The sequence below is a fragment of the Eubacterium ruminantium genome (assembly GCF_900167085.1).
Classification (GTDB): domain Bacteria; phylum Bacillota; class Clostridia; order Lachnospirales; family Lachnospiraceae; genus Eubacterium_Q; species Eubacterium_Q ruminantium.
Window position 1 is genome coordinate 82,313 of sequence record NZ_FUXA01000003.1, and the last position, 25,631, is coordinate 107,943.

22 protein-coding genes and 1 riboswitch are annotated in these 25,631 nt (G+C 37.6%); of the genes, 3 read left to right on the forward strand and 19 right to left on the reverse strand.

From position 1 onward, the window contains the following. Window positions 1-175: 175 nt before the first annotated feature. On the reverse strand, window positions 176-1,567 hold the full coding sequence (locus B5D25_RS00370; protein ID WP_078785767.1) for a UDP-N-acetylmuramoyl-tripeptide--D-alanyl-D-alanine ligase: 1,392 nt from the start codon (window positions 1,565-1,567) through the stop codon (window positions 176-178). A 251-nt stretch (window positions 1,568-1,818) separates the two neighbouring features. Then, a complete protein-coding gene (locus B5D25_RS00375) occupies window positions 1,819-2,382 on the reverse strand; it encodes a DJ-1 family glyoxalase III (RefSeq protein WP_078785768.1) in 564 nt (187 codons plus the stop codon). Window positions 2,383-2,728: 346 nt separating this feature from the next. On the opposite strand from B5D25_RS00375, the gene B5D25_RS00380 reads away from it, so the two are divergent. Beyond that, window positions 2,729-3,208 carry a CYTH domain-containing protein gene (locus B5D25_RS00380; RefSeq protein WP_078785769.1) on the forward strand — a complete coding sequence of 160 codons (480 nt, stop codon included), beginning with the start codon at window positions 2,729-2,731 and terminating at the stop codon, window positions 3,206-3,208. A 3-nt stretch (window positions 3,209-3,211) separates the two neighbouring features. Here B5D25_RS00380 and B5D25_RS00385 read toward each other — a convergent pair whose 3' ends face one another. From B5D25_RS00385 to B5D25_RS00455, 15 genes are all read right to left on the reverse strand, one after another. Next, the gene (locus B5D25_RS00385; RefSeq protein WP_078785770.1) at window positions 3,212-4,078 is read right to left on the reverse strand and encodes a DUF1189 family protein; all 867 of its coding nucleotides are present in this window, start codon (window positions 4,076-4,078) and stop codon (window positions 3,212-3,214) included. A gap of 14 nt (window positions 4,079-4,092) precedes the next feature. Beyond that, window positions 4,093-4,914, reverse strand: a complete 822-nt coding sequence (locus tag B5D25_RS00390) for an HAD hydrolase family protein (RefSeq protein WP_078785771.1) — start codon at window positions 4,912-4,914, stop codon at window positions 4,093-4,095. A 2-nt stretch (window positions 4,915-4,916) separates the two neighbouring features. Beyond that, on the reverse strand, window positions 4,917-5,381 hold the full coding sequence (gene ribH / locus B5D25_RS00395) for a 6,7-dimethyl-8-ribityllumazine synthase (protein ID WP_078785772.1): 465 nt from the start codon (window positions 5,379-5,381) through the stop codon (window positions 4,917-4,919). 106 nt (window positions 5,382-5,487) lie between these two features. After that, the gene (locus B5D25_RS00400) at window positions 5,488-6,690 is read right to left on the reverse strand and encodes a bifunctional 3,4-dihydroxy-2-butanone-4-phosphate synthase/GTP cyclohydrolase II (protein WP_078785773.1); all 1,203 of its coding nucleotides are present in this window, start codon (window positions 6,688-6,690) and stop codon (window positions 5,488-5,490) included. Window positions 6,691-6,702: 12 nt separating this feature from the next. Next, on the reverse strand, window positions 6,703-7,371 hold the full coding sequence (locus B5D25_RS00405; RefSeq protein ID WP_078785774.1) for a riboflavin synthase: 669 nt from the start codon (window positions 7,369-7,371) through the stop codon (window positions 6,703-6,705). 2 nt (window positions 7,372-7,373) lie between these two features. Further along, window positions 7,374-8,483: a bifunctional diaminohydroxyphosphoribosylaminopyrimidine deaminase/5-amino-6-(5-phosphoribosylamino)uracil reductase RibD gene (gene ribD, locus B5D25_RS00410; RefSeq protein ID WP_078785775.1), complete on the reverse strand. Its 1,110-nt coding sequence runs from the start codon at window positions 8,481-8,483 to the stop codon at window positions 7,374-7,376. Window positions 8,484-8,593: 110 nt separating this feature from the next. Next, window positions 8,594-8,739, reverse strand: a riboswitch (FMN riboswitch). 4 nt (window positions 8,740-8,743) lie between these two features. After that, complete coding sequence (locus B5D25_RS00415; RefSeq protein ID WP_078785776.1) at window positions 8,744-11,461, reverse strand: tetratricopeptide repeat protein; 2,718 nt, start codon at window positions 11,459-11,461, stop codon at window positions 8,744-8,746. Between the two features lie 153 nt (window positions 11,462-11,614). After that, the gene (locus tag B5D25_RS00420; RefSeq protein ID WP_423230106.1) at window positions 11,615-11,908 is read right to left on the reverse strand and encodes an HPr family phosphocarrier protein; all 294 of its coding nucleotides are present in this window, start codon (window positions 11,906-11,908) and stop codon (window positions 11,615-11,617) included. Beyond that, window positions 11,905-12,810, reverse strand: a complete 906-nt coding sequence (whiA, locus tag B5D25_RS00425) for a DNA-binding protein WhiA (protein WP_078785778.1) — start codon at window positions 12,808-12,810, stop codon at window positions 11,905-11,907. The genes B5D25_RS00420 and whiA overlap by 4 nt, the downstream gene beginning before the upstream one ends. Next, window positions 12,811-13,692 (reverse strand): RNase adapter RapZ, encoded by an 882-nt coding sequence (gene rapZ / locus B5D25_RS00430; RefSeq protein WP_078785779.1) that lies wholly within the window; start codon window positions 13,690-13,692, stop codon window positions 12,811-12,813. A gap of 24 nt (window positions 13,693-13,716) precedes the next feature. Beyond that, entirely contained in the window at window positions 13,717-14,580 is an 864-nt protein-coding gene (gene murB, locus B5D25_RS00435) for a UDP-N-acetylmuramate dehydrogenase (RefSeq protein WP_078785780.1), read from the reverse strand. 19 nt (window positions 14,581-14,599) lie between these two features. After that, entirely contained in the window at window positions 14,600-15,538 is a 939-nt protein-coding gene (locus tag B5D25_RS00440; RefSeq protein ID WP_078785781.1) for an ROK family glucokinase, read from the reverse strand. A 70-nt stretch (window positions 15,539-15,608) separates the two neighbouring features. Beyond that, entirely contained in the window at window positions 15,609-16,550 is a 942-nt protein-coding gene (gene hprK, locus B5D25_RS00445; protein ID WP_078785782.1) for an HPr(Ser) kinase/phosphatase, read from the reverse strand. A 192-nt stretch (window positions 16,551-16,742) separates the two neighbouring features. Further along, entirely contained in the window at window positions 16,743-18,338 is a 1,596-nt protein-coding gene (gene gpmI / locus B5D25_RS00450; RefSeq protein WP_078785783.1) for a 2,3-bisphosphoglycerate-independent phosphoglycerate mutase, read from the reverse strand. A 58-nt stretch (window positions 18,339-18,396) separates the two neighbouring features. Then, window positions 18,397-18,585 carry a DUF4250 domain-containing protein gene (locus B5D25_RS00455; protein WP_078785784.1) on the reverse strand — a complete coding sequence of 63 codons (189 nt, stop codon included), beginning with the start codon at window positions 18,583-18,585 and terminating at the stop codon, window positions 18,397-18,399. A gap of 467 nt (window positions 18,586-19,052) precedes the next feature. Between B5D25_RS00455 and uvrC the strand changes: the two genes are divergently transcribed. Further along, complete coding sequence (gene uvrC, locus B5D25_RS00460; RefSeq protein ID WP_242870150.1) at window positions 19,053-20,891, forward strand: excinuclease ABC subunit UvrC; 1,839 nt, start codon at window positions 19,053-19,055, stop codon at window positions 20,889-20,891. Window positions 20,892-20,973: 82 nt separating this feature from the next. Beyond that, entirely contained in the window at window positions 20,974-21,489 is a 516-nt protein-coding gene (locus tag B5D25_RS00465; protein ID WP_078785785.1) for a YqeG family HAD IIIA-type phosphatase, read from the forward strand. Window positions 21,490-21,566: 77 nt separating this feature from the next. On the opposite strand, the gene B5D25_RS00470 is transcribed toward B5D25_RS00465, so the two are convergent. After that, window positions 21,567-23,660 (reverse strand): hypothetical protein, encoded by a 2,094-nt coding sequence (locus B5D25_RS00470; RefSeq protein WP_078785786.1) that lies wholly within the window; start codon window positions 23,658-23,660, stop codon window positions 21,567-21,569. A gap of 166 nt (window positions 23,661-23,826) precedes the next feature. After that, window positions 23,827-25,620 carry a MutS-related protein gene (locus B5D25_RS00475; protein ID WP_078785787.1) on the reverse strand — a complete coding sequence of 598 codons (1,794 nt, stop codon included), beginning with the start codon at window positions 25,618-25,620 and terminating at the stop codon, window positions 23,827-23,829. Window positions 25,621-25,631 lie beyond the last annotated feature (11 nt).

A 25,631-nucleotide genomic window follows, 5' to 3' on the forward strand; every position in this document is an offset into this window, starting at 1 on the left:
ATTAATGTAAAACTTTAGTTATGTAAACCACGTTGATTATTATTATACAAATACGGGAATAATTTTAAACTTTTTTTAATATTTATGCAATACTTTATGAAATTTTCTCTTTTTTACACACTTTTAAACTAAATATTCTGACAATTATAGACATTATGCACAAAATGCATATCTATTATTCTTCAATTTCTTTTACAATGTCTTTGAAATGCATACCATTTGATGCCTTTAATAATACTGTATCTCCGTCAAAAAGATTATTCTGCAGATATTCTATTGCTTCTTCTATTGTCTTCAGGCAGTGAATTTCAATATTTTTGTCTTCACTTGCTGCATTTGCTATATTCTTTGAAAGATCTCCAACTGTAACAAGTATATCGATATTATTATTTACGATAAATCTTCCCACGCCTGCATGAAGTTCTGCAGTATTATCTCCGAGTTCAAACATATCACCGAGTACTGCAACTCTTCTTCCGGAAGTTTCATGATTCTTCAACACCTCTAATGCAGCCTTCATTGAGTCAGGGCTCGCATTATATGTATCATCAATGATAGTAAAACCGGTCTTTGCCTTTACTACTCTCTGTCGCTGTCCTTCAAATTTCGAAAGTGATTCAGCCGCCTTTGAAAGATCAAAGCCGAGATGATCTGCCAGCCCCATGGCAACTGTTGCATCGATAACATTATGCTTTCCAAATACAGGAATCTTAATAGGAACTTTCTTATCACCATGAATATATGTAAATGATGTTCCCGCCTTAGTCTGTGTTATGTCAACTGCTCTTATTTCTGCATCTTCTGTTGTTCCGTAATAAATCTGCTTAACAGGCATTTTGCCTTTTACATCAAGAAGAAGCGGATCATCGGCATTTAAGAAAATAACACCATCATTATCCATTCGTGAAGCTATCTTAAGCTTTTCTGTTCTTGTATTCTCTCTGGTCTTGAAGAACTGCTGATGAGCATCTCCAATGACTGTGACAACAGCAATATCAGGAAGTGCGATTTCTGCAAGGTCATCCATTTCTCCAAAATCACTTATACCAAGTTCCAATACAGCTAAATCCGATGGATTATCGAGCATCTTGAAAAGTGTTATTGGTGCTCCTGTCTCGGAATTGAAATTTTTCTCAGTATGATAAACCTTATTCTCTGCTGATAAAGCAGCTGTTATCATCTCTCTTGTTGTTGTTTTTCCGACACTACCTGTAACAGCTATGACTGTCTTATCGTATTTTTTTCTGATATATCCCCCGAGCATCTGTAATGCTTTAATAGTATTCTCAACCTTGATGTAAGCCTTACCCGGAATATATGTAGAAAGTTCTCTGTCTGTAAATGTTACATTCGCCTTTTCGAGAGCGCCGTCTATAAATCTGTGGGCGTCTACGTTTGTCCCAACCAAAGGTACAAATATATCCCTTTCTCCGGCTTCCCTACTGTTCATGCTTATGTCATCAACGGAAATAGCTAATATATCTTTATATTCGCTGCTTCCTTCTTCAGCACCCAGAAGTCTTCCGTTTACAGCTTTAAGAATCTCTTCAACAGTCATATTCTTCATTTTGTTTAAATCTCCTGCTATCTTTTTCTTTTAATTCCGAGGAATTGCTTCCAGGGATTTATTATATTTATTGTATTTCGGTCATTAGTTATTACATTACTGATCATTCCGGTTATTAGTCATTCCTGTTATTAGTCATGGTCATCACAGTTACTAGCCATTCCGGTTATTAATATTGACCATCCCGGTTACTCGTCATTACAGTTACTGATCATAACTATCATGGTAATCAATAATGATTATCTTGGTCATTAATCAAGATATACTACCTGCTTACCGATCTCAATGGCCTTATCTTTAGAAATAAGCACTTCGATAATCTTTAGCGCAAAATCAATTGATGTTCCAAGGCCTCTGCTTGTAATGAATTGTCCGTCAACAACTACACTGTCAGTTTTTGGGCAAGCACCTACAAGTCCTTTTTCAAGTCCCGGATAGCAAGTTGCATTCTTGCCATTTAAAAGTCCTTTTTCTCCATAAACTGTTGGTGCAGCACAAACCGCTGCAAGGTACTTTCCGGCCTCATTATATTTTCTGATAAGCTGATCAACTTCATTACTCTTTTTAAGATTATTTGTTCCGATATTTCCACCCGGAAGAACGAGCATATCAGCAAGATCTGCTCCATCTTCACCGATAATATCATTTATTACAAGATCAGTCTTTAATTCAATATTATGTGAACCTAAAATATCTTTTGTATCTTTGATAGATACCATTTTTATATCTACTTTTGCTCTCCTAAGAAGATCCACTACTGTAAGACCTTCAATCTCTTCAAATCCGTCTGCAACAAGAATATAAACTTTACTCATACTCGTCCCTCCTATTTAATACATTTTCTTTATATATTCGCTTTATACATTTACTTTATATTTTTGTTTTATATTTTTGTTTTATATTTTCGCTTTATATTTTTGCTTTATATTTTTGCTTCAAATATTTGATTCATATTTGTTTATACATTTGCTCTATGTATTTATCTTACATGCTTGTTTTCTTATATTGTCTTTTACCTTTTAAGCCAATATAATTATTACATTGTAGCTAATAAGTTTTTACGGTTTTGCCTGTCCGGCACTGTAAAGGATTATATAACACACAGAAGAATTAACCAAGTATTAATTTACTTATTAATCAATCATAAAGGAGAATATATATATGGAAATCGAACGTAAATTTCTTGTTAAAAACCTGCCGGTAAATTTTGAGTCATACCCTCATCATATTATTTCCCAGGGCTATATATCCACATCACCTGTTATTCGTATCCGAAGAAGCGACGATAGATATATCCTTACTGTTAAATCCCAAGGTCTTCTTGCAAGGGAAGAATTCGAAACAGAAATAACCGCTGAGCAGTTTGAGAATCTTTCAAAGAAGGTTGATGGGAATGTCATCTCCAAGATCCGCTATAAGATTCCGGAGAAAGACGGTCTCACCATCGAACTGGATATATTTAAGGAAAAGTTTGACGGACTTATCTATGCCGAAGTTGAATTTCCGGACATTGAATCCGCGCAAAAATATAACCCCCCTGCTTATTTCGGCAGAGAGGTTACGAATAATTCGATTTATCAGAATTCATCACTTTCTTCAATGTCAGATGAAGAGATCAAAAACTTTTTCAAATCATTATAAATTCTAGGCATTCAGTTCCTTATCTCCGATATAGTTCGAGAAATAAGCGCTGATTCTTCTAAATGTCAGGAATATACCTATAAAACTTACTAAAAGCGGTGGCAACGGAGCATTTAATGCATGATTCAGATTTACGAGAAGAATACCAAGTGTCTGAGAAACCAGACATATTCTCGTAATCTCCTGCTCCGTGTGGATATTTCCTGTAACTGCATTTAATCCCTTTGCATAAAATCCGTAGAAGAATGCTAAAATCCAGTATTTAAGAAATACCAGCCCCATTCTTATTATGAATGCTAATATCAGTCCTATATATACAAATGGTGTTGCCTGCACAAAGGTATTATTATTCGTTCCATTTGCAAATATTTCCGATACATTCCAAGCAAATGAACTGTAATATCTTCCGTTTGTTCCCTGATTCATAACACGGATCTTGCTTTTACCTATGGTAATATAGGTATATCCATCTTTAAGTTTGCTTATCGGAACCGAGTCTTCAGTAGTATCAAAATAAATCCTGAATTCTCCCATCCTTATATCAAAGGTTCCTTCCGAAACGATCTGGTCATTTTTCACCACAAATTCCGGCATCTTTTTTTCAAAGAAATTTTTGAAACCACCAACATTTAAAATGAATATTATGATATTGAGTCCCATAAGCATAAGCGCGACCATAAAAACTATTATAATAATAAATCTTTTGAATCTACGCTTACTTAGGTCCAGGAAGTCTCTATATCCCTTCGGCTGCGCAATTGCCTGATAGATCATCTGTATTAAATTATTACTGTTGCTGATCTTCTCGTTATCATAATCATTATCATCACTACGATCAGGTTCCAGCCTTCTTATATCGTCTTCCTTCAATTGTCCGTCTCCATTTATATAAGTTCAAAATGTTTCATGGCATTATAAATACCATCATCAATTACGTCGTCGGTAATATAACTCGCTGCCTGAAGTGCAAGCTCACTACCTGCTTTCGGAACAATACTGTTCTTAACAAGATTTAGCATTTCAAGGTCATTATTACCATCGCCGAATACATAAGCATTATGAAGCGGCAAGTTGAAATAGTCAAGAACAAACTTAATACCTGTGGCCTTGGAATATCCCTTTGGTTCCATCTCAAAAAAGTTTCCTTCACGGTCGATATAAGTAAATTCGGACGAAGTATATTTCTTAAATCCTTCTATATCGCTTCCATCAAGGTACCAGCCTGCAAATTTATCAAATCTAAAATCCTTATCATCTATGTCATCAATAAATCTGTAGCCTGAATTTTTAAAACGGTCAATAAGGCCGTCGGCCTCCGGAAGTATATTCTCCTTATCAATGCATGTATAATCTCTATACTCAAAAAGCGAATACATTCCATATTCTCTGCATTTGAGAGCTATATCATAACATCTTTCTTTGGAACATTCCTTGTGAAGAAGTTCTTTCTTCTCCCCGGTTTTCTTATCAAAAAGGATAATATTACTGCCGCATCCACAGATAAGACCATCAAATCCTGCAGAAAGTATAAATTCATCTATATTGCATTTAACCCTTCCGGAATTGATGAATACAAGATTTCCTTTCTCTCTTGTGCGTTTTATAGCTTCCTTCGCACTTTCCGGAAATATCATCCTGCTGTCACCGGTTATCAACGTTCCATCAATATCAAAAAATAATACTTTTGTATTATCATTACTTGTCATTACTAATTCATTTCCCTCATAAGATTAACCATCTCTATAGCACCGAGAGCGCAATCATAGCCCTTATTTCCTGCCTTTGTTCCGGCTCTTTCTACTGCCTGCTCAATATTCTCTGTTGTAAGGATTCCGAACATTACAGGAATTTCTGATTCAAGAGAAACCTGAGCAATCCCCTTTGAAACTTCATTACATACATAATCATAGTGACTTGTCTGTCCTCTGATAACTGTTCCGAGGCAGATAACTGCATCATACTTTCCTGACTTAGCCATCTTCTTTGCGATAAGAGGAATTTCAAATGCGCCTGGTACCCATGCGAGTGTTATATCATCTTCATTTACATCATGTCTAACAAGTCCGTCAACAGCACCACTTACAAGCTTGGAAACTATAAATTCATTAAATCTTGCGGCAACAATGCCAACCTTCATTCCTTCTGCAACAACTTTTCCTTCAATCTTTTTCATTTTTATATTCCTCCATTTATTTTCAAATAATTGATCATTCTATTATGAATCCAAATATTTTTTCCTATCCAATAATGATTCATTTATAAATTAAAAAATACCCGTTTTATACATCATTTAACATATGACCCATCTTATCTTTTTTAGTTTTAAGATAGAATCTGTCAAATGTCTGTGGTTCGATTTCGATAGGAACTCTCTCAACTATATCAAGATTAAATCCTTTGAGTCCGTAAATCTTAAGCGGATTATTGGTCAGAAGTCTTAACTTATGAACTCCGAGATCCACAAGTATCTGAGTTCCTGTAGTATAGTCTCTTGCATCTTCAGGGAAGCCAAGCTTAAGATTAGCCTCAACTGTATCAAGTCCCTGATCCTGAAGGGCATATGCTCTGATCTTATTAATAAGACCGATTCCACGACCTTCCTGACGCATATAAAGAAGTACTCCGCGGCCTTCTTTAGCAATCATTTTCATAGCCGCATCAAGCTGTTCTCCACAGTCACATCTTGCTGAACCAAATGCATCTCCTGTAAGGCACTCTGAATGAACTCTGCAAAGTACAGGCTCACCATCTGCAATGTCTCCCATAGTAAGGGCTACATGATGCTCACCATTGATCTTATTTACATATCCATGCATTGTGAATTCGCCGTATCTTGTAGGAAGCTTTGCTTTCGCTACGCACTCTACGAAAACTTCTCTTTCTTTACGATATCTTACAAGCTTCTCAATAGTTGAAATCTTAAGTCCATGTTCCTTTGCAAATGCAAGAAGGTCTTCTTTACGAGCCATCATTCCGTCATCTCTCATAATCTCGCAGCAAAGTCCAACCGGCTTAAGTCCTGCAAGCTTTACAAGATCAACAGTAGCTTCTGTATGACCATTTCTCATTATTACGCCGCCTTCAACAGCAGTGAGCGGAAACATATGTCCCGGTCTTCTGAAATCTTCAGGCTTCGCATCATCATCTACAAACTTTCTTGCTGTATATCCTCTTTCTTCAGCGGAAATACCTGTTGTTGTATCAACATGATCGACTGAAATAGTAAATGCTGTGCAATGATTATCTGTATTTGTTAATGTCATCTGAGGAAGATTAAACTTATCCGCATACTCTTTATCCATAGGCATGCATATAAGTCCTCTGGCATATTTAGCCATGAAATTCACATTCTCAGTTGTAGCATGTTCAGCAGCAAAAATTATGTCTCCTTCATTCTCTCTGCCTTCATCATCAAGGATCACTACAGGCTTACCCACACGAATATCCTCAAGTATCTCCTCAATAGTATTAAACTCTTCCATCTTGTCCTCCCTCTATAAAAAACCATTTCTGGTCAGTATATCCATATTAAGTGTTCCGCTGGATTTTTTATCGTCAACCTTCTTAACACCGCTATCGATGCCCAGAAGTTTCTCAACGTATTTTCCGACTATGTCATTTTCAAGGTTAACTATATCTTTCACCTTTTTATCTGTAAGTGTGGTTTCACTGCTGGTATGAGGAATTATGGATACTTTAAAGCATTCATTATCCACATATGCAACAGTCAGGCTTATACCATCTATAGTAATACTGCCTTTTTCAACAATAAATCTAAGTATATTCTTATCAGCCTCAATGGTTACCCAAATGGCATTATCTTCTTTTTCAAACGATCTTATGGTGCCTGTTCCGTCTATATGTCCCGAAACAATATGTCCTCCAAACCTTCCGTTAGCAGCCATGGCTCTTTCAAGGTTAACATAACTTCCGGGACTTAACTTTCCAAGACTTGATCTTCTCAATGTTTCAGCCATCACATCAGCAGTAAATCCATCAGATGTCACACTTGTAGCAGTAAGACAGACTCCATTTACAGCTATGCTGTCGCCAACTTTCACATCATCCATGATCTTATATGCCTTTATATGAAGGACTGCAGATGCAGCACCGTGGGTTATCTTCCTGACACACCCTATCTCTTCTATCAATCCGGTAAACATCTCTATGATTCCTTTCTTCTGCACATTCTGATATAAATATCCTTGCCGACTATTTTTTGCTCAATAATATCAAACTTAAATGCATCATCAGGGAACGGAACTCCATCTCCGCCAACCGGAGTTAGAGCAACATCTCCACCGAATATCTTCGGCGCGATAAATACCCTGAGCTCATTTACAAGATTTTCTTTAAGGATATTCCAGTTAAGTGATCCTCCGCCTTCGACCATGATGCTGTCTATCTTCATCATGCCCAACTTTTCCATCAGATCTACCAAATCTATATGACCATTCTTCTCCTTGATAAGAAGAACACCAACTTTTTTTTCAGCAAGCTTTTTGATCTTTTCCGCATTTGTCTCTCCATTTTCTTCAATGGCTGCAACAAACGTTCTTATCTCTGAAGCCGACTCAACAAGATAACTGCTCATAGGTATCCTTAAATGACTATCGCAAACTATCCTTATTGGATTTCTTCCGTCCTCGATACGGCAGTTAAGCATTGGATCATCCTTAAGAACAGTACCTATTCCAACCATAATAGCCGAAAATTCATTTCTAAACTGATGAACCATATATCTTGATTCTTCACCTGAGATCCACTTACTGAGACCTCTTTCTGTCGCTATCTTACCATCCATCGTCATAGCATATTTCATAACGACATATGGCTTTTTGTGAGTTATAAAATGGAAAAATACATCATTAAGCTTGTCGCATTCTTCCTTCATAACATGAGTTACAACTTCAATATTATGGCTTCTCAGAAACCAGATACCTTTCCCTGCCACCAGTGGATTAGGATCATCCGATCCCACGTATACTCTTTTTATCTTATGTTCAATGATGGCTTCAACACACGGAGGCTGCTTGCCGTGATGGCAACAAGGTTCAAGTGTAACATACATCTCAGCCCCCTCTGCACTCTCCGTAAGATTTTTAAAGGCATCTCTTTCTGCATGAAGATCACCATATTTTCTATGATAACCTTCGCCTATGATCTTGCCGTTTTTAACAATGACCGCGCCCACAAGAGGGTTTGGATTTACAGCACCTATACCAAGTCTGGCAAGCTCTATAGCTCTTTCCATATATTTTTTCTCGTAGGCCATTTCTAAAAATCCATCCTTTTAACATGATATAAGCCCCGGTAAAAATACCGGGGCTGAAAATAGCATTATCAATAAGCAAACATTTTCTAATGCCGCTTAGATCATATAATCTTTTTCCTCTTCCATCCAGACTATACTGTCGGCTCTGGAATCTCACCAGATCAGCTAATTAAAGCTCGTGGGCTTCCAGCTTTTTAATTTCTAATTCTCACTGGTTACCACCGGTCACGAATCACACGTTGCCCCGAAGAAATATTTAATTATTCGCTCTTACCGATTGAAAGGAATCCACCCTCACTTGAACGGAGGAGAACACCGAGACCGATATTCTTACGTGTTCCTTCTGTATCGACATAAATCTCTCCTGATTCGACAAGCGACTTAGCAATCTTTGTTACCTCATCCTTGAACTGAAGGAGCTGACGTCTGTCTCTTGAACTCAGCTTAAACATATACTGGTTCTTAGAGCTTATAAGAAGTATGCTGAATGAATGTACTTCTTTCTTTGTCTCTCTGATTCCTGAACCGATCATTCGGCTGTTAGCAATGATGATCTCTGCTTCTTCGATTGGAAGATACTCAGAAATGATAAGTTTGTAGATCTTAAGATAATCATCTTCAGAAGCAACCTTTACAGGAAGTTCTGCAACAGCAAATTCGATAACCGAATCCGCAATCTTAATTGTACCACCGTCATCATTGATAGTAGCTGAACATTCTCTAGGAACAATAAGTCTGAAGAACTTATTCTCGATTACTTTCTCTCCATCTCCTGATTCCTTGATAACAAGTTCAGGGAATGCTTTCTCGAGTTTGTTCATAGAAATGATTGCTGAATCATCACCTGTTTCCGCTGTCTCCATGAGTACATCATAGAGCTGCTGAATTGCAGGTGTAACATATTTAACCATCTCAAGAAGCTTATCAACCGCAGGTACATAAGCCATAGCCGCATTCTCAAGATAGAGATTAACAGCCTGCTCATCTGTGATTCCTTTGCTTCTCTTATATTCGATAACCTTGAAAAGATTTTCTTTATCAAATCCGTCATAGTGCTGATCATATGCTTTCTCAAAGTACTTAAGTGACTGCATCTCACCCTTATATGCAGGATCAGCTTCATTTACCTGATAAATCTTACCAAGCTCATAAGCAGCCTGTGTACTTCCGAGACCAAGTGCCTCAAGGAAAGCTTTCTCAATATCGTACTTAGTTGCGATATAGAATATCTGACTCTGCTTCATAAGAGCAACCTTAAGTGCTGTAGCGCCGCTTCCTGCAGCAACCGCTCTCTCCCACTTCTCAACAGAAGCCTGAAGATCTTCACCCTTAAGTTCTTCAATATCCTTGATATATGGTTCTGCTTCACGTATACCATTATCTCTGGCCTGCTTAAAGTACTTGAGAGCCTTTATACCATCTCTCTGTGTTCTAAGGAGACCATAGTAATAAAATCTACCAAGATAGAATGGAACTCTTCTGTTGCCAAGTCTCTCAGCATTCTCATACCAGTTAAGAGCTTTCATGTAATCCTTAAGCTGCTGGTCGTAAATATTTCCCATAAGGAATGCAAGATCCGGATCTTTCGTTGCATCAAAGAGCTGTTTAGCATAACTTATAGTCTTCTCGATATCACGATATGGAGAATCTTCATCGTAATAAAGATCTATAAGAAGATAACTTGCTTTGATAGAACCAAGCTTAAGTGCCTGCTTAGCAGCTGTCATGGCTCCTTCATAGTCTTCAAGGTAGTAACAGTAAATTGCTTCACTGTAGTACTGATTATCCTTACGGTTAAGACTCTGATCACTTACTCGTGTAGGATTTACAAATGCAAACGAGTTTGCTGTCTCGAAAATGATCTCTTCGTACTGCTCAATGATCTCCATTGTAGCGCAGACAAATCTCATACATGCAAGACGTCTTCCCTGATAGAAAGCAAATGTAACGATACCTTTATTCATTCCCTTATGATAGAAGGTTGTACATATACCGTCTGCATACTCTGTGATATATGACTTAAGCTGAAGCTCTTCATCGAAAGCATCATTACAATATCTGAGGTAATTCTCAAGAGTTTTCTTGGAATCACGAGGGATACTGTCATAAGATACATACATCTCGAAATCCTTATATGTCATATTCGGAGCATAATACTCTTCATCTGTTTCTTCATTGATTGTCTTAACCCAGTCTTTTGGAAGCTTGTGGATATAACCATCAATCTGGTTATGTACATAAGTATACTGGTACTGAAGCTTAGCAGGATCGATAGCCTTGAATCTAGGCTCCTTACCCTTTTCCTTACGCTTCTCAGAAATTTCAGAATAGATCTTATCTTTCTCTTCGAACTCGATACTGTCTGTATGCTTTGATGCATAATCAACTCTATCATATGCTGCCTGAGCCTTATCATCACCCATATCAGCAAGTCTTCTGTACCAGAGCATCGCTTTATCAAGATCTACAGGAATAACATTTTCACTTTTATTTCCATACTGATCAACTCTTGAAAGACCATTTTCATATATGGAACCAAGATTCATGTATGCCGGCTTAATTCCCTTCTCAGCTGCTTTCTGGAAGAATGTTATCGCCTTAGCAAAATTCTGTGTCTCAAGATGCATCTTAGCAACTTTGTAAATCATCTCGCCGTCATTGGTCATATTAGTGAATTTCTCATAATAGCCTGCGGCTTTACTGAGATCTTTATCGGTAGTCGAATTACTATACTTACCGGTCTCGTAAAATTCACCAAGAATTTTAAGACAGTCTGTTCCGAGCTGTTTATAATTTTCGTCCATGATTCCAATATCGGCGATCTTCTCAAGAATCTCAACAGCTTCAAGACCGTTGGCATTCTCCATAAGACTCATTGCCTTATCATACTGAAGTTCGGTACTACTTTTGTTAGACCTCTTCTTGCCGATATTCGAAATAAAAGGAATTTTCTCTTTAAGATTACTGAAAAAACCCATTACATTCCCCTCCGTATTCTAAGTAATTCTCCTGATTTTATACGCAATGTCCCTCTAATCCGGGACACCACAAGTATATTTTATTGTAACACAAAAAAAAGTCATATGCAATAAAGCATATGACTTGTTATATTAGAAAATCGAGCAAAAAAATTATGCAACTGTACTCATATATCTGATAACAGCATCAACTGCCTGCTGCTCATCCGAACCATCAGCCTCGATACATAACTCCTCATTATTGTGGAGTCCAAGGCTCATCATTCCCATGATACTCTTCGCATTGATCTTCTTTGTACCTGAAATAAGGTAAATTGTACTCTCATACTGACTTGCTGTCTGAACGATTTCAGCAACAGGTCTTGCTTCAACATAATTTGGTAAACTAACCGTAAATTTTGCTGTAGTCATCTTCTTGTTTCCCTCTCTTTGTAAAAATACTATCACAGTTCTTCTCTAAGTTTATCAGCTAAAATACTGATACGTCTAAGTCTGTGATTTACACCTGATTTCCCAATTGGAGGATTCATCATCTCCCCAAGTTCTTTCAATGAAAGAAGTGGATTCTCAACCCTAATATCTGCTACTTCCCTAAGCGAATCCGTTAGGAAATCTCTCCCCTTAAGTTTATCAATGAATTCAATATCCTCAATCTGCTTAACCGACGCGCCTGCAATCTTACTGATATTGGCTGTCTCACAGTTGACTTCACGGTTGATCGAATTCCTGATATCCTTCACAATTCTGAAATTCTCAAATGTCATCAAAGCATTTGGTGCTTCGATCACACTTAATATATTTGCTATCTCATCCCCGTCTTTGAGATATACAACATAACTGTTTCTTCTTACCACAACTTTAGGGTATATGTCAAATACTTTTATTATTTTTATTATCTGCTCTGCCCTTAAGTCATCGGAATAATCCATCTCAAAATGATGTTTTTTCTCCGGTGAAGATATAGAACCAACAGCTAAAAATGCACCTCTGATAAATGCTCTTTTGCAACAGGTCTTCTCAAAAACCTGATCGTCGGAATATATTTCTTCCCCTTTTATTGATAATTTCAATGTCGAAATCATCTCATTTGCAAGGGATTTTTCTATCTTTATTACATTCTGACCGCTACAGATAGATGTATACATCATTTTTTCGCTGTTGTCAAAAGTTTTTCTGATCAATCTGGAAATTTTGGCAATGCACTGCTCTTTTTCCGACTTTATAATTATATTTTCATCACTGTATTTGCCCAACAGACTTGTAAGTGCGGACAGTTCAGCTATCCTGCAATGTGCTGCATGGACATATATTTCGGACAATTCTGTCTTAAGGTCTGATGAAAAGGACATTTATACTTCTCCCTTAACGTATTTATCATTCGCTATATCTCTATGATATATATGAATAGAATACGGAAGTTCTCTCAGCTTTTCACCAAGAAGATTTGCAATAGTCACGGATCTGTGACGTCCGCCTGTACAACCAATGGCAATAACAAGTCTATGACGTCCATCTTTCTCTATAAGTTCCGGAACGGTAAAATCGACTAACTGAACAATCATGTCCAGGAATTTTTCGCCTTTACCGTCTGACATTACATATTCCTGTATCTCTTTATCATTTCCCGTTTTAGGTCTAAGTTCTGTATCATAATATGGATTCGGAAGAAATCTCGCATCCATAACATAGTCGGCTTCCTGAGGAATACCGAATTTATATCCGAATGACATTATATTAATGACCATATTATTGTATATCTTATCTTTTTGATATATAGATTCTATCTCATGCTTTAATTCTCTTGAAAGAAGCATGCTTGTATCAATAACATAGTCCGCTGTTTCTCTTAAAAATTTAATCTTTTTTCTTTCAAGACTGATACCGTCCTCAACCATTCCTTTCGGTGAAAGAGGATGCTCGCGTCTTGTTTCTTTGTATCTTTTTAGGAGTGCCTGATCATTTGCATCAAGGAACATTATCTCATAGTTAAACTTATTCATTTTAAGTTTTCTGAGAACATCGGAAAGCTCATCCAAAGCAACCCCGTTTCTGGCATCAATACCAAGGGCGATTTTATCGTGGTCAAAACTTTTATCCGCTACTATCTCGGCAAAGTTTTCAATAAGCTGTACCGGAAGATTATCTACGCAGAAATACCCAAAATCTTCAAATGTTCGGAGTGCAGTCGTTTTTCCTGCTCCACTCATTCCTGTTACAATGACAAATCTCATATGAACACCTCGTTATGAAAAAATCTAAAACACCCCTATCAGTCTTACTTCAGGTTCAAGCTTGACTGAATATTTCTCATATACAATCCTTGTTACATCTTCAATAAGTCTGTAAATATCTTTAGCTGTCGCATTGTTATAATTAACAACAAACCCACAATGTTTCGGAGAAACCATAGCTCCTCCGACACTATAACCCGCAAGACCGCTGTCCTGTATCAGTTTTCCTGCAAAATATCCTTCCGGTCTCTTAAATGTCGAACCGGCACTTGGATATTCCAGCGGCTGCTTCTCTACTCTTCTCTTATTTAAATCTTTCATCTTATCCTTAATGGCATCTTCGTCGCCATGGACAAGATCAATACATGTTCCCACAACTATCATGGATTTCTCCATAACAATACTGTGTCTATATCCAAAGTCCATCTCATCACAGGTCATTTTTTTTAAAATACCGTTTTCGATGACATCGACATAATTAACAACCTGTTTCATCTCACCGTCATAGGCCCCTGCATTCATGAATATGGCGCCGCCGACAGTTCCCGGAATACCTGATGCAAATTCAAAGCCCGAAAGACTATTCTCTTTCGCAACTCTTGCAACAGCCGAAAGCATAGCTCCCGCTTCCGCATATATCGAATTTCCTTCGACGGTTATCTTATTCATTTTATCAGAAATAAGAATTACCGTTCCGTCGAAACCTTCATCCGATACAAGAAGATTACTTCCGTTTCCGATAACAATGTATTCTTCTTTCTTCTCTTCAAGTTCTTTTACTGCATCTATGATGTCATCAGCCGATTCAGGGACAAGAAATCTTTTAGCCTTTCCTCCAACCCTGAAGGTTGTATGATCACACATAGGTTCATCAAAAAGCTCTATCATTATGAAATAATCCTCTCAACTATTTTGTAGCAAGATAAGCTCCGCCATACATACCTGCATCATTTCCTAAAGTAGCAAGTTCAAATGCTGTACTTCTGCAAGCATGGAATGCATATTTCTGATATGCTTTCTTAACTGCATCTATAAGAATATCTCCTGCTTTTGAAACTCCGCCGCCGATAACAAATACTTCAGGATCCACAACGCAAGAAACCTGTGCAAGAGCGATGCCGAGTTTATCACCGAGTTCATCAACAAGTTCCATAGCAAGTTCATCGCCTGTCTTTGCCTGATCAAAGATCTCTTTAGCAGAAATATACTGAACATCACGAAGCTTTGATGGTCTGTCACTCTTATTAAGAGCGATCTTAGCCATTCTTACGATACCTGTTGCTGATGCATACTGCTCAAGACATCCCTTCTTACCGCAGTTGCAGCACTCTGTCTCTTCAGTATCGATAGTCATATGACCTATCTCACCGCCTGCTCCGTTAACACCGGAAATCATTTTACCATTGATGATGATTCCGCCGCCAACACCGGTTCCGAGAGTAACCATAACAATATTATCATGGCCTTTTCCGCCACCCTGCCACATTTCACCCAGGGCAGCCATATTTGCGTCATTTCCGGCTTTTACAGGAAGTCCTGTAAGTTTTCCGAGTTCTTCAGCAACATTGAAGATACCCCAACCGAGGTTAACGCATTTTATAACTGTTCCGTCATCCTTAACAGGTCCCGGAACACCCATTCCTATTCCGGCTACATCCGACTTATCAATATTCTTTTCATTTATCTTATTTGCAACAGATTCAGCTATATCCCCAAGGATGTATTTTCCTCCCTCATCTGTTCTGGTGGTGATTTCCCACTTGTCTAAAAGCTTTCCTTCTACTGAGAAAAGCCCAATCTTTACTGTCGTTCCTCCGATATCAACACCAAATACATACTTAGCCATTATTCTGTCCTCCAATTAATTATTTATTTAAAATGAATTTATGTTCCGTTTGCTCTGTAACCGGTAAAGATTACTGAGAATTTTTTGCAAGATTTTCTGTAACTCTCTTGTAAAATTCCTGAGCCGCATTGTAGCCCATCTTCTTTTGTCTGTGGTTAACCGCTGCAGACTCAACTATGATAGCAAGGTTTCGGCCCGGTCTGATAGGAATTGAATGCTTTGTGATCTTGTTGCCAAGGAATTCCACATAGCTGTCTTCAAGTCCGAGTCTGTCATAATTTGCATCCTTATTCCACTCTTCAAGTTTTATAACAAGGTCGATTTCCTGTGAAAGCTTAACACATTCAACACCGAACATAGTCTTAACATCTATAATACCGATACCTCTAAGTTCGATAAAATGTCTTGTTATCTCAGGAGACTGTCCTATAAGCTGATCATCACTGATCTTCTTAATCTCAACAACATCATCCGCAACAAGTCTGTGACCTCTCTTGATAAGTTCGAGAGCAGCCTCACTTTTACCGATACCGCTGTCTCCCATAATAAGAACACCTTCACCGAAAACGTCTACCAAAACTGCATGAATTGAAATTCTCGGAGCAAGTTCCTCATGAAGCCATCTAACAGATTCATGAACGAATGCTGATGTTGCCGAACCGCTTGAAAGAACAGGAATTCCGTGCTTCTTACCTGCTTCAATAATGAAATCATATGGTTCGATATTTCTACAGAATACAAGGCATGGAATAGGGAAACTGAAGAGTTTATCAAATATCTCTATATTTTCCTCTCTGGTATGCATATCCGCGAGATATGCATGCTCAACATTTCCGCAAATCTGCACTCTTGCAGTATCAAAATGCTCGAAAAATCCTGCCAGCTGAAGAGCCGGTCTGTTAATATCAGGATCTGTTATCATTATTTTGTCCGTATCAATTTCCGGAGTATAATTTTTTAAATTTAATTTCTTTATGAAATCAGTCAAAGAAACACTGTATTCTTCTGACATAAGCGTACCTCCCTAAGAAATCAGCAAAATGCTGACGACCATTATTCATAAGATCAAAAAACCTCGTTTTATTACCGAATACCAGCATATAATATCATACTCCCGAAATCATTTCCATACATTGTATGAATAACTTAAGAATACCGGCACAGTTTTTTTGTGCCGGTATCCGATATATGACTAAATATTTAATTAGTTCTTCTTAACAAGAAGTGACTCACCTGTCATTTCTTCAGGCTTTGGAAGTCCCATAACTTCAAGAAGTGTAGGTGCGATATCGCAAAGTCTTCCGCCTTCCTTAAGTGTATAATTCTCATCATAATTATAAAGGATGAATGGAACAGGATTTGTTGTATGTGCTGTATGTGGATTACCTGTTACGTAATCAACCATCTGCTCTGCATTTCCGTGATCTGCACAAAGGAACATAACTCCGTTCTTTTCCTTAACCGCATCACAAACAGCTCCTACACACTTATCTATTCTTTCAACTGCTGCTATAGCTGCACTGAGAACTCCTGTATGTCCAACCATGTCAGGGTTAGCAAAGTTAATAACGATAACATCAAACTCATCACGATTGATAGCTGCTACAAGCTTCTCACAAACTTCAGGAGCACTCATTTCAGGCTGAAGATCGTATGTTGCAACTGCAGGTGAATTAACGAGTGTTCTGATTTCATCTTTATTCGGCTCTTCAATACCACCGTTGAAGAAGAATGTTACGTGAGCATACTTCTCTGTTTCAGCGATTCTAAGCTGTCTGAGACCATTAGCTGCAAGATATTCACCAAATGTATTCTTGATCTCCATCTTCTTGAATGCAACCTTCTTATTAGGAATTGTCTCATCATAATCCTTGAAGCATACAAATGTAAGTGGCATATAACCATTTGCTCTCTTAAGTGACTTAATAGACTTAGAGTCAGAAGCATCACCAGGCTGAGCAGCGATATCTTCATCTGAGAAGCAGAATGCCTTTGTTATCTCTCTTGCACGGTCAGGTCTGAAGTTGAAGAAGATAACAGAATCATTTGGCTTAACTACCGAAAGTGGAGCACCGTTCTCATCTGTGATAACTGTTGGGATAACGAACTCATCTGTTACACCATTATCATATGATTCCTGCATAGCCTTTATAGGATCTGTTGCCTTATTGCCTTCACCTGTTACGAGGCTGTCATAAGCCTTCTGTACACGGTCCCAGTTATTATCTCTATCCATTGCATAATAACGTCCTGAAAGAGATGCAACCTTACCAACACCGATCTCAGCAATCTTATCAACGAGTTCCTGAAGATAATCCTTACCTGAAGCAGGTGGTGTATCTCTTCCGTCGAAGAATGGATGAACATATACTCTCTCGAAGTTCTTCTTCTTACATAACTCAAGAATTGCATAAAGATGGCTGTTGTGGCTGTGTACACCACCATCCGAAAGAAGTCCCCAAACGTGAAGATCACTGTTGTTCTTTACACAGTTATCGATTGCTTCATTTAATTCTTCATTTTCAAAGAAAACGCCGTCCTCGATATACTTTGTGATAAGTGTAAGATCCTGGTAAATGATTCTTCCCGAACCGATATTCATATGTCCTACTTCGGAATTACCCATCTGTCCGTCAGGAAGTCCAACAGCAAGACCTGAAGCATAACCCTTCTGGAATGGGCACTCAGCCATAAGGCGGTCCATAACAGGAGTGTTTGCCATGTAAACTGCATTTGATTCATGATTATCTGACAGACCGTATCCGTCAAGAACCATAAGTACAACTGGTTTTCTCATAATATAATCTCCTTTAAATATTTAATTCTTTATATATTTTATAGGCGTCAAAAACACCCAATCAATTGTTGCCCTGTATAAATTTATTAAGTTGCGAATCATAAATAAATCCTGCAGCCTTAAGTTTATTTTCTATCTCTTCCTTCTCTACACCAAGACTTAAAGTCAGGTCATCGAGTGAAGAATAATTATCTCTGAGTTGTGTATTCACAAAACTCATAAGCATTATAGGATCATTCGGTAAATTCATTTTCTCACCTTCCTATTTCCTTTATCAAAATGCGATATTTCTTCCCATCGGCTGAATTATCACAGAATCTCTGTCGAATGAGCGAGGTATTCTCAGTCGGTTCACTACTGAATCTTCGTCGGACGTGCGACATAGTTCGCGCCGGTTTATCACAGAGTCTCTGTCGGATGAATTCTTCACCGGCTGAACGCCGGGGATAATTGTAGCAAATATTTGCCGATAACGCAATGCAATGTTATACTTGATAAATGGCAAGCGCACCATTAACATATACTTTAATCTTGTATATAAATGGCAGGTGCGTCATTAATATATACCTTAATTCCGCAAATCATCGGAATAGAGTATAATATCAGATTTGATTTTTCAATGCAAGCTTTTTTATAAATTAGATTACTCGTATCAGATACTTTTATAAATAAACGAGTTTGTTCATATCAGATGTTTTTTAATAAATGAGGTTTTTCATGTCAGATAAGAAGATATTCAATATAGAAGAAGAATTAAATAAGCTTCCAAAAACACCGGGAGTTTATATCATGCACAGCGACACAGGAGCCATACTCTATGTGGGAAAAGCCGTGAATCTCCATAACCGTGTAAGACAGTATTTCCGAAATGGTCATGGTCACAATAACTCACCGAAAATAATCAAAATGGTTTCGCAGATTGCATATTTTGAATATATCATTACTTCGTCAGAGCTTGAGGCTCTTGTCCTTGAATGCAATCTCATCAAGGAAAACCGCCCGAAATACAATACGCTTATGACAGATGACAAGGGGTATCCATATATTAAAGTTACAGTTGAGGAAGCCATCCCTCGCATTTTCATGGTTCATCAGATGCACAGGGACAAATCCAGATATTTCGGCCCATATACCGACCGTGCAGCTGTAAAAGATATCGTTTCTCTTCTTCGCAAATTATATAAATTACGTCATTGCAACAAAAAGCTTCCTGAGCAAGCAATGAAGGAAAGGCCTTGTCTTTATCACCAGATTGGTGAATGCAGCGGTCCATGCAATTATCTGATCTCTGAAGAAGAATATAATCTTAATGTCAAAAAGGCTATGGATTTTCTGAACGGTGACTACAAGGAAACGATGAATCTCCTTACCGAACAGATGAAGCAGTATGCCTCCGAGCTTGATTTTGAGAAGGCCGCAAAGACTCGCGATCTCATCGAAAGCATTAAGCATATAATGGATAAACAGCGTATAACAGACGCAGGCGGCGATGATAAAGATATAATTGCCATAGCAAGAAATAAAGCCGATACCGTAATCTCCATCTTCTTTGTCAGAGACGGTCAGCTTATCGGTCGCGAGAATCATCATATGAGAAATGATGAAACAGATACTTCAAAAGATATTATTTCGGATTTTATAAAGCAGTTTTATATAGGCACTCCTTTTATTCCGAAGGAAATCATAACTGAATTTCCGGTTTCCGAAGTTGAGCTTATTGAGGAATTTCTTAAAGAGCGTTGCTCCCATAAAGTTACTATAATCAATCCTCAAAAAGGTGAGAAAGTCCGCCTTCTTGAACTCGCCCACGACAATGCCGCTCTCGTTCTCTCACAGGATATTGAGCGCATTAAACGTAAGGAAAAACGTACCATCGGTGCCGTTGAAGAAATCGCGGAAATACTTGGAATAGAAAAAGCTTCACGCATGGAAGCCTTTGATATTTCCAATATCTCAGGTTATCTTTCGGTTGCTTCCATGGTAGTCTTTGAAAATGGAGAGCCTAAGAAAAATGCATACAGAAAATTCCGTCTCAGAACCGTAACAGGTCCTGATGATTACGCTTCAATGAAGGAAGTCTTGTCAAGAAGATATACAGATGATAAACTAGGAGCGTTTCCTGACGTTATCATGATGGACGGTGGTAAAGGCCAGGTAAATATCGCCGAAACTGTTCTTAACAGTCTTGGTCTTAATATTCCTGTTTGCGGCATGGTTAAAGATGATAACCACAGAACAAGAGGCTTATATTATAAGAATGAAGAAGTCATGTTTAACAAAGGCAGCGAAGCTATGAATATGATCACTGCCCTTCAGGATGAAACCCATAGATTTGCTATTGAATATCATAAAAATCTCCGAAGCAAAGAACAGGTGCATTCAATACTTGATGACATTCCCGGAATAGGTCCGAAAAGAAGAAAAATACTTATGCAGCATTTCCAGAATATAGACACTCTGAGAAATGCCACTTTGGAAGAACTTTCCTCTGTACCTGACATTCCTCAAAATACAGCTTCATCAATTTTTGAATTCTTCCATAATGACAAACAGTAAGATCAATATAAATTAATCCGAAAATGCATCGGATCAATAAATATAAATCTACAAAAATCTATACTTTAAAGCAGGTAATACTATGTCTAAATTTTTATTTCCAACAGAATATTATGATTCAACTTATTCTATAGATTTCGAGCAGTACTATTCTCTTGGTTACCGCGCTGTACTCTTCGATATCGACAACACTCTTGTACCGCATAATTTTGCATCAGATGACAAATCAGTTGCGCTTATGAAAAGACTCAAAGAGATTGGATTTAAAATCTGTCTCGTTTCAAACAACAAAGAAGAAAGAGTTGCTTCCTTCAATGAATTTCTTCAGGTTGAATATATCTATAAAGCAGGTAAACCTAAAGCTTCAGGATATATAAAAGCTATGGAAAAACTCGGCACCACTAAAGGAAATACAATATTTGTTGGCGATCAGTTATATACAGATATATGGGGTGCCAACAATGCCGGTATCCACTCTATCTTAGTTAAACCTATAGATAAACACGAAGAGATTCAGATAGTCCTTAAACGACTTATCGAAAAACCGATTATCTGGTTATATCTTATGAAACATAAAATGAAAACCAAAAGAAGTTAAATGTTTTTTCGACATAATAAAAAAACTCAACCACCATTCGATGGTTGAGTTTTTTTATCTATAAAATCATTTACTGATTAGATAATGTCTGCTCTTAACTTCTTAAGAACCTGGAATGTCTTTCCTCTAAGCTCTTCAGCTTCAAAGAGAGGAAGCATTGTATCCTTGTCAAACTTAACTTTCATAACGTTGTTGAGCCAATCATTTACATATGACTTAACATATTCAACGTTCTCGTCTGACTTATCCTTAAGAGCGTTCTGGATATTGTTGATATTCTCAACAACTGAAGGTGTAGAGATCTTATTAGCAGATACCGGTGATGAGCTTCCCTCATTTGAAAGTTCGATAACCTTACCTGTCTTAGTAATGATCACCTTCTTATTTGGAGTAGGATCAGCCTTGATTACAGGACCAGCACCCTTCTTATCAAGAAGTTTTTCAACAGCCTTGATGAGGCAGATTACACTGTATGTAGCCTCTAATGGTGTCTGGCTTTCTGCTCCCTTATCCTCATACTGATACCAAAGCCACTCAGACTTAAGAAGCATTTCTTCAATCTTAGAATCCTCAAGGAGTTTCTTAAGATCTGTATCCATTCCAGGAAGAGAACTTCTACCGAAGAGTTTTCCGCCTGTGCTTCCTGTATCAGACTTCTTATATTTAGCAGGAACCGGAACATCATTATAATCCTTCTGAAGGAATTTCTCAGCCTTTCTAGGATCGTAATTACTATTGATGATTGCGATTCTTCCGCCATTAAGTCCATTCACGATCATATCTTCAGCAGCCATAAATACAAGTGTCTTCTGACGATCATCGATCATTGACTTGATTTCGTAATTTGTCTTTGACTTCTCAAGGATTGTATTCTTACGTACCTTAAATGCTTTGATCTTCTCTTTTACACTGAAGAAAAGCTTAAGGAGTGTAGGGTTAGCGTTAACGTAATCATTAATCCATGTAAGTTCAACATACTGATGCTCGATCTTGTTAGAAAGCTCATATACGTTATATCCATCGAATACAACATTAAGTGTTGTATAGAGCTTCTCAAGGATCTCATACTTCTCTTCCCATGAACGTGTAGAAACATCGCTATTTACGATTTCCTTGATACCGCATTCATAGAATACGAGGTTATATTCATAAAGTCCTTCAAAGATATTCGTCTTACCGGTAAGCTGTGCGCCGGCACCGAGTATCTGAAGATTCTTCTTCATGTCAGGTTCGTTTTCGATATAGAGATAAACCTTCTTGATGAATGCTGATACTTCACTGATGAGAGTATCAATTCTCTTATTGTAAATCTCCTGCTTTGTTATGGTTGTCATAACATTTCTGCTGAGTACGCTTGTATCCTGAGCATTATTGACATTTCTGATAAGTTCTTTAAAGCTCTCATATACAGCCATATTATCGATAGGGATGAATTCTGAGTTAAGACCATAGAATTCAAATGCCTTCGGATAATCGTTATTTGCAATAAATGTATTGAACATACCGATTGAAAGCTGTGTCTTGTAGTCATTTCCGACATGTGGATCTTCAACCACATAATCAAAAAGAACTTCAAGATTGCTGAGATAAGCTTCTGAGTTAGCCATGGAAGTTGGAAGTCCCATCTCCATAACAACATTGATAAGATCCAGATATCCCATAAGAGCTTTATCAAAGTTCTTTGGTCTGTCATCATCTTCGAGAATCTGGTAACTTACGTTGATAAGAAGCGGTGCGATACGCTCGCCGATAAGCTTCATTGCATCTCCGAACTTTTCTCTCTGATAAAGATAAATCAGCCAGATACTAAATCTATATATACCTGTTGTATTAATAGGAGCATCGATGTCGGAAGCATCGATATTTCCATATACAAAATTGAACAGCGGTTCAATCCACTCATCAATCTCATATTTTTCTTTTGCCTTGATGTTCTCGTCGACAAATTCACCAAGCTCATATAGCTTAGAGCACTGAGCCTTGACGTCTTCGTCAACCTTCATTGTCTTAAGATCGAAATTATTATCCTTCAGATAGTCGATAACCAAGGTGTAAAAACCGTCTTCAACCTGTTCATTAAGGAATCTTATAAGAAGACCCTTATTGTTAGATGCAGCTATTGACAGTACATTGTTATCACTACCTGTGGTAATATTTGCAGGTAAAGCCATATCTATCTCCTCCTTAAATTCTTATGGTCAAACCTAACCCCTGTCATTAATTCTAATATTTTATGAAAGAATAGTCAACGTCAAATTGGCGAATATTAATAATTCGTTTTGTGCATCTTCTACAAATCATGTGCAATTTGACTAAATTTTCGTCTTTTTTCACAAATTATGAGACCAAACCTGCCATTTTTAACAAAGTCATGGCATTCCTTGTTGTACATCTTCCATCCTTAATCATATAATCGAACTTCAATTCATCATCTTCGTAATACTCTTCGAAGTGATAATTCTTCACATCTCTACCATCAGACATCTTTAACTCGCATAACTCAAAATCATGAGTTGTGACAACCACGAATCCGCTTCCTTCTGAAAGCTTCTTTATAGCATTCTCCGCACCTACTATTCTATCTGCAGAATTAGTTCCCTTAAATATCTCATCGATAAAGCAGGCTGCAGGTATTTCAGGTGAAGAGGCTATATATTCGGCCATCTCTTTGATTCTGAGTATCTCAGCATAAAATGTTGATATTCCTCCTGCTACATCATCCATGACTCTCATAGAAGTAAATATCTTCATGAATGGCAGTTTCATGCTTTCGGCACATGTATTTGCGCCCATATATGCTAATGCCATATTGATGGCAAGAGTTCTGAGAAATGTTGTCTTTCCGGACATATTCGATCCGGTAATAACAGTTGCGCCTCTACTGATACTCGCACTGTTGGCAACAGCTTTTATGCAACCGATAAGCGGATGATATACATCCTTCGCATCTATCATTATGCTGTCTTTATCGGCATTATCAGCCTTAATAATTTTCGGTTTACAAGTATTTCCTACGACAGAAATGATGGAAAGGCTTGATAATTCTTCAACATCACCGATAACTTCCATACATTCATTTATCGAACCGGAATATTTTTTATTCCATCCGGCTGCAAACATTGTGAGCCAGAGATCCCATCCCAGTGTTGCATTAAGCGCCATGTGAACTATAGGATTAAATGAAATATTATCCGCCTCACTTAATCTTATAAGACTCTTAATCGCATTAATGATACCATTCTTCTTACCTACACGGTCTTTGATATCCTTAAGTAACTCACTGTCAAATTCTTCTTCATCAATAAGTTTAAGTAAAGCATAATAATCCTTCGAACCATTACCGAGAACGTGAATAGGATAAAGAAATTTATTCCTTATTCCGCTGCAGAATTCTGTTATTAAAAGGCATCCGAACATTGTGAAAATGATCACTTTCGGATCAACCTTACCGGCAATTGCCATAATGATAACAGCTGCATTCACAACCGGGATAAGTGCCATAAGTATCGGAACGATAAAAGGACACTTCTCCTTCTTTTCTTCAAACTCCTGAAGACTCTTTCTACGTTTTCTCTTGGAAATTCTTGCTGATACGGACTCAAAGCCCACAAGAAAATCTATCTTTCCCGAAAGCTCATTGACAGCTTCATTTCTCTCTTTAACTGTATCTATATGAGACTTTTTAAGACTGACTGTATCAGCCAGTTTCTTCTTACCGTTATCTGTATGTGCGATTGAAATAAATTGATAAAGGGATGCATTTCCAAGTAAATCTATATCTCTGGAAACCATATCTTCCTTCGCAAGAAATTCACTTCCGTTATCGGAGAATTCTCTCCATTTACCATCAAACCTTGCTATATATCCTTCATTTACTTCTTTCTTTGATTTAAGATTGATCATCTTATCATCAAGAACAGAATGGATCTTCAAAAAAACGATAAATAATACCGCTGCGGAGATACCCAAAATCGATAATAAATTTTTCTTATCCGACAAACCCATATAGAGCAGGATCACGGAAGCAAAAAACGAAATAAAACGCAAAAATGATATAAAATTATATCTTTTACCAATGGAACCAAGTTCCTTATCTATTAAATTATTCTTCGCTATAAATTCATCTATCATAGTGAAAATCT

Bases quoted from the DNA above. Each gene is read 5' to 3' on its own strand.
- B5D25_RS00370 (WP_078785767.1), bottom strand. From the start codon at position 1,567: ATGAAGAATATGACTGTTGAAGAGATTCTTAAAGCTGTAAACGGAAGA.
- B5D25_RS00375 (WP_078785768.1), bottom strand. From the start codon at position 2,382: ATGAGTAAAGTTTATATTCTTGTTGCAGACGGATTTGAAGAGATTGAA.
- B5D25_RS00380 (WP_078785769.1), top strand. From the start codon at position 2,729: ATGGAAATCGAACGTAAATTTCTTGTTAAAAACCTGCCGGTAAATTTT.
- B5D25_RS00390 (WP_078785771.1), bottom strand. From the start codon at position 4,914: ATGACAAGTAATGATAATACAAAAGTATTATTTTTTGATATTGATGGA.
- ribH (WP_078785772.1), bottom strand. From the start codon at position 5,381: ATGAAAAAGATTGAAGGAAAAGTTGTTGCAGAAGGAATGAAGGTTGGC.
- B5D25_RS00400 (WP_078785773.1), bottom strand. From the start codon at position 6,690: ATGGAAGAGTTTAATACTATTGAGGAGATACTTGAGGATATTCGTGTG.
- B5D25_RS00405 (WP_078785774.1), bottom strand. From the start codon at position 7,371: ATGTTTACCGGATTGATAGAAGAGATAGGGTGTGTCAGGAAGATAACC.
- ribD (WP_078785775.1), bottom strand. From the start codon at position 8,483: ATGGCCTACGAGAAAAAATATATGGAAAGAGCTATAGAGCTTGCCAGA.
- B5D25_RS00415 (WP_078785776.1), bottom strand. From the start codon at position 11,461: ATGGGTTTTTTCAGTAATCTTAAAGAGAAAATTCCTTTTATTTCGAAT.
- whiA (WP_078785778.1), bottom strand. From the start codon at position 12,810: ATGTCCTTTTCATCAGACCTTAAGACAGAATTGTCCGAAATATATGTC.
- rapZ (WP_078785779.1), bottom strand. From the start codon at position 13,692: ATGAGATTTGTCATTGTAACAGGAATGAGTGGAGCAGGAAAAACGACT.
- murB (WP_078785780.1), bottom strand. From the start codon at position 14,580: ATGATAGAGCTTTTTGATGAACCTATGTGTGATCATACAACCTTCAGG.
- B5D25_RS00440 (WP_078785781.1), bottom strand. From the start codon at position 15,538: ATGGCTAAGTATGTATTTGGTGTTGATATCGGAGGAACGACAGTAAAG.
- hprK (WP_078785782.1), bottom strand. From the start codon at position 16,550: ATGTCAGAAGAATACAGTGTTTCTTTGACTGATTTCATAAAGAAATTA.
- B5D25_RS00455 (WP_078785784.1), bottom strand. From the start codon at position 18,585: ATGAATTTACCGAATGATCCTATAATGCTTATGAGTTTTGTGAATACA.
- uvrC (WP_242870150.1), top strand. From the start codon at position 19,053: ATGTCAGATAAGAAGATATTCAATATAGAAGAAGAATTAAATAAGCTT.
- B5D25_RS00465 (WP_078785785.1), top strand. From the start codon at position 20,974: ATGTCTAAATTTTTATTTCCAACAGAATATTATGATTCAACTTATTCT.
- B5D25_RS00470 (WP_078785786.1), bottom strand. From the start codon at position 23,660: ATGGCTTTACCTGCAAATATTACCACAGGTAGTGATAACAATGTACTG.
- B5D25_RS00475 (WP_078785787.1), bottom strand. From the start codon at position 25,620: ATGATAGATGAATTTATAGCGAAGAATAATTTAATAGATAAGGAACTT.